At 72.4% G+C, this 3,416-nt stretch carries 3 protein-coding genes; 2 read left to right on the top strand and 1 reads right to left on the bottom strand.

The features are described 5' to 3' along the window. Positions 1-137: 137 nt before the first annotated feature. Complete coding sequence (locus SACSA_RS0117270) at positions 138-701, bottom strand: GbsR/MarR family transcriptional regulator (RefSeq protein WP_083940292.1); 564 nt, start codon at positions 699-701, stop codon at positions 138-140. Between the two features lie 98 nt (positions 702-799). Between SACSA_RS0117270 and SACSA_RS0117265 the strand changes: the two genes are divergently transcribed. Together SACSA_RS0117265 and SACSA_RS23530 are read left to right on the top strand one after the other, a co-directional pair. After that, a complete protein-coding gene (locus SACSA_RS0117265) occupies positions 800-1,807 on the top strand; it encodes an ABC transporter ATP-binding protein (protein WP_019818993.1) in 1,008 nt (335 codons plus the stop codon). Beyond that, a partial coding sequence (locus SACSA_RS23530) for an ABC transporter permease (protein ID WP_019818992.1) occupies positions 1,804-3,416 on the top strand: 1,613 nt, incomplete at its 3' end. The genes SACSA_RS0117265 and SACSA_RS23530, both read left to right, overlap by 4 nt.

The raw sequence follows: 3,416 nt of genomic DNA, 5'->3' as shown, positions 1-3,416 counted from the left end.
CGTGGTGCGCAGCAGCTGCACGAGCCAGGTCGGCGCGGTGCCTCCGGCACGGTCGGCGGATCGGTCCACCCGGCCATCCTGACCCACAGGGCCGGGCGAAGCCGAACGACGGCCCGGGCACGAACCTCGGCCCGGCCTCAGGCCCCACCGGAGCGGCGCCGATGCCACCGTTCCAGCAGCTTCGGCATTTCGTCGATCATGAAGGCGAGGAAGTCGGCCATCTCGGCCTGCCGCCCGCCTGCCGGGGTGTCGGGGCCGAGTGTGCGCGCGCCCTCCATGCTCACCTCGCGCCAGATCGCCAGCATCCGGTTGCGCTTGAGAAACGTCGTGTACCAGAAGTCGTCCCAGAGGCGGTAGTGGTCGCGCCGCTCCCCCGGCCTGCGCTCCTTGGCGATCATGCCGAGCTGTTCGAGGCTGCGTACCGCTCCGGACACGGCGGCGGGGCTGATGGACAGCGCCTCGGCCAGCTCGGCCGAGGTCATGGTGCCGCTGTCGGCGGTCGTCAACGCCGCGAACACCCGTGCCGCCGTCCGTTGGAGCCCGATGTCGGTCAGCGTCAGCCCCAGGCGCTCGATGTAGGCGCGCACGGCCTCCTCGTCGCGGGCCGGCGCGTCGTCCCGGCCCGCCGCCTCGTCCTGCTCCACCCCGCCGGGCCCGTCCCGGTCACCCGGGTCGCGTTGGGACTGCGGCCTGCTCGCCATCTCGATCACCCTCCTGTCGCGACGACCGTATCCGAACCGGATCGTTCATCGACTTTTGAGACTTCACAACTTTATGAAACAAGTGTAGCTTCTGCGGCATGACACCTGTCGGCACAGAACCGGCCATCGCCATCTCGGGCCTGCGCAAGACGTTCGGTCCGACCGTGGCGCTCGACGATCTGGACCTTTCCGTCACTCCGGGTGAGGTCCACGGCTTCCTCGGCCCCAACGGGTCGGGCAAATCGACGACGATCCGCGTCCTGCTCGGGCTGCTGCGCGCCGATGCGGGATCGGCGCGCCTGCTCGGGGGTGATCCCTGGCGGGATGCCACCCGGCTGCACAAGCGCCTGGCCTACGTCCCCGGGGACGTCAACCTCTGGCCCAGCCTGAGCGGCGGCGAGGTGATCGACCTGCTCGGCCGGTTGCGGGGAGGGCTGAACCGGCGCAGGCGGGCCGAGCTGATCGAGCGGTTCGACCTCGATCCGCGCAAGAAGGGCCGCGCGTACTCGAAGGGCAACCGGCAGAAGGTCGCGCTCGTGGCCGCGCTCGCCTCGGAGGTCGAACTGCTGATCCTGGACGAACCCACGGCGGGTCTCGATCCGCTGATGGAAGCGGTGTTTCGGGAGGAGGTCAGGGCCGAGCGCGACAAAGGCCGCACCGTGCTGCTGTCCAGCCACATCCTCAGCGAGGTGGAGGCACTGTGCGACCGGGTGAGCATCATCCGCGCGGGCAGCACGGTCGAGACCGGCACCCTCGGGCAACTGCGGCACCTCACGCGGACCACGATCTCGGCCGAACTCGCGGGCGAGGTCGACGGCCTCGCCGCCCTGCCGGGCGTGCACGACCTGCGCGTCGACGGCAGGCACGTGCGCTTCGCCGTGGAGAGCGACGCGCTCGACGAGACGCTGCGCGCCCTCACCGGGATCGGCGTGCGCAGCCTGGTCAGCCAGCCGCCGACGCTGGAGGAACTGTTCCTGCGGCACTATGACGGTTCCGGCGGCACCACCGGCGGCACCACGGATGACGCCGACGGACCCGGACGGTCCGGGCTCCGCGGCGGCAGGGGCGCAGGCGAGACCGCCCGGGAAACGGAGTCACCCCGATGAGCACCGCGACCACCGAGATGCCCGGGCCCGTCACCGCCCGCGCGGGTGGCTCCCTCACCGGCACCGGCCACCTGGTGCGGCTCGCGCTGCGGCGCGACCGCATCCTGCTGCCCGTCTGGTTCGTGGTGCTCGCCCTCACGCCTGCCGGCACGGTGGGCGCCTACGAACAGCTCTATCCCACGCGGGCGGAACGGGAGGCGCTGACCACCAGCATGGGCGGCAACCCGTCCATCACCCTGCTCTACGGTCCGGCGCACGACCTGTCGACCGCGGGCGGTTTCACGGCATGGCGCTACGGCACGCTGCTGCCGCTGTTTCTCGCGCTGGCCTGCGTGTTCGTCGTGACCCGGCACACCCGGCAGGAGGAGGACACGGGCAGGCAGGAGCTGCTGTCCTCGACCGTGGTCGGGCGGTACGCACCGCTGACCGCCGCGCTGCTGGTGGGCGCGGGACTGAGCCTGGCCACGGGACTGGCCGCGAGCGGCGCCATGGTCGCGGCCGGGATGGCGGCGTCCGGGTCGCTGGCGTTCGGGCTCGGCATGGCGTCGGTGGGACTGGTGTTCACCGGCGTCGCGGGTGTCACCGCCCAGATCGCGGAGTACTCCCGCACGGCCAACGGCCTCGCCGGCGCCGCGCTCGGGGTGACGTTCGCGCTGCGGGCGATCGGCGACTCGACCACCGGCCTCGACTGGCTCTCCTGGTTGTCGCCGATCGGCTGGGCCACCCAGGTCCGGGCGTTCACCGACGACCGGTTCACCGTGCTGCTGCTCCCACTGATCGTGACGTGCGTCCTCGTGGGTGTGGCCTGCGCCCTGCGACCGCGCCGTGACGTGGGACTGGGCCTGCTCCCCGCCACGCTCGGCCCCTCGGGTGCCTCGCCGCGCCTGCGCACGACGTTCGCCCTGGCCGTGCGCCTGCACCGGGCAATGCTCACCGGTTGGCTCTCCGGGTTCGTGGTGCTGGGTGCGCTGTTCGGCTCACTGGCCAGCGGCATGGGCGACATCGTCGGTGACAGCGCCGAGATGCGGCGGATGCTGGCCCGGATGGGCGGTTCCGAGGCCGTTGTGGACGCCTACCTGGCCACGATCGCCAACTTCGCGGGCATGGTCGCGGCGCTGTTCGCGGTGCAGGCCGTGCTCCGCATGCGGGCGGAGGAGACGGCCGTGCGGGCCGAGCCGTTGCTGGCGACCGGGGTGGGCAGACTGCGCTGGCTGGCCGGGCACCTGGTGTTCGTGTTCACGGGCAGCGCGGCGCTCGTGCTGGCGGCCGGTGTGAGCATCGGTGCGCTGCACGGTGCGCGGGTCGGCGACGTCGGCGGCGAGACGGCAGCCCTGCTCGGCGCCTGCCTGGCCCAGCTTCCCGCCGTGTGGGTGGTGGCCGCCGCGGCGGTCGCGCTGTTCGGCCTCGTTCCCGCATTCACCACGGCCGCCTGGGCCATCGCCGCGCTCGCCGTGCTGATCAGCATGTTCGGGCCGGTGCTGGATGTGGGCCAGCTCGTGCTCGACCTCTCGCCGTTCGAGCACGTGCCGAGGCTGCCCGGCGCGGAGGTCCGCGCGGCTCCGTTCGTGTGGCTCGGCGGGGTGGCCGCGGTGCTGCTCGCGGCCGGGTC

This window comes from Saccharomonospora saliphila YIM 90502, from assembly GCF_000383795.1.
GTDB lineage: Bacteria > Actinomycetota > Actinomycetes > Mycobacteriales > Pseudonocardiaceae > Saccharomonospora > Saccharomonospora saliphila.
The sequence above is the reverse complement of the archived record's forward strand: the minus strand, read 5'-3'. Positions and strand labels throughout refer to the sequence as shown.